At 62.2% G+C, this 1,175-nt stretch carries 1 protein-coding gene; it reads left to right on the top strand.

The annotated features are described in order from the left end of the window. A partial coding sequence (locus ACFFNA_RS35635; protein ID WP_378924624.1) for an AMP-binding protein occupies positions 1-1,175 on the top strand: 1,175 nt, incomplete at both ends.

The following is a 1,175-nucleotide window of genomic DNA, read 5'->3' as shown; positions in this document are numbered from 1 at the left end:
ACGCGCTCGAGCAACTGGCCGAGGCGCTCGAGCATGCCCCCGACACGCCGGTGCGCGAGCTCGACATCCTGCCGGCGGCCGAGCGCCGCTACCTGCTGGAGGAGCTGAACCGGACGGAAGCGGAGTATCCGTCGGATCTGTGCTTGCACGAACTGTTCGAACAACAGGTGCGCCGGACGCCCGAGGCGGTGGCGGTGGTGCATGACGACGAGCGGGTGAGCTATGGCGAACTCAACGCGCGGGCCAACCGTCTGGCCCATCATCTGATCGGCCTCGGGGTGAAGCCCGGCGACCGCATTGCGACAATGCTGGACCGCTCCGTCGCCCTTGTGGTGGCGCAGTTGGCGATCCTGAAGGCGGGCGGAGTTTATGTCCCGATCGATCGCGCTCTTCCACCTGCGCGACAAGAATGGCTGATTGCCGATTGTGCAGCACGCCTGGTGCTCAGCGAGAGTGGCGGTGATGATCTGGTTGAGGCCACAATCCCTGTTTTGCCCATTGAGCCGCTGATGACTGGAACCGGGTCCAGTCCAGATCCTGGCCTGGTATTGAGCGCCGAGGCCGCCGCTTACGTGATGTACACCTCCGGCTCGACCGGCCTTCCCAAGGGAGTTGTTGTGCCTCACCGGGCTGTCAACCGGCTCGTGATCAACAATGGATATGCGCAGTTCGGCTCAAATGATCGTGTGGCGTGGGTGGGCAATCCTGCGTTTGATATCAGTACACTGGAAGTGTGGGCACCGCTGCTACACGGCTCAAGCCTGATTGTAATTCCCTACACGGATGCGCTGCAGCCAGAGGTTCTGCGCAGCCTGGTTCAGCAGCACCGCATTAGGGTCCTGCATTTGACAGCCGGGTTGTTCAGCCAGAGCGCTGATGATTTAGGCCCGGTGCTGGCGAGTTTGCGATTGCTATTGGTCGGCGGCGATGCGGTTGATGTGACAGCAGTAGCTCGGGTTTTGAGCCAGAATGGACCACAGCATCTATTGCACTGCTACGGCCCGACTGAAACGACGACCTTTGCGACAGTCTGCGAGATCACCGCGATTGATGCGACATCCCGCCGCCGCCTCCCGATCGGCCGTCCGATCGCGAACACGCGGGTGTATCTGCTGGACGCTCATGGCCAGCCGGTTCCGTTCGGGGCGGTGGGTGAGCTTTATATCGGCGGGGCG

This window comes from Mesorhizobium kowhaii (assembly GCF_042431665.1).
In the GTDB taxonomy this organism is placed as follows: Bacteria; Pseudomonadota; Alphaproteobacteria; order Rhizobiales; family Rhizobiaceae; genus Mesorhizobium; species Mesorhizobium kowhaii.
Note: the sequence above shows the minus strand (reverse complement) of the source record. Positions and strands in the feature narration are given on the sequence as shown.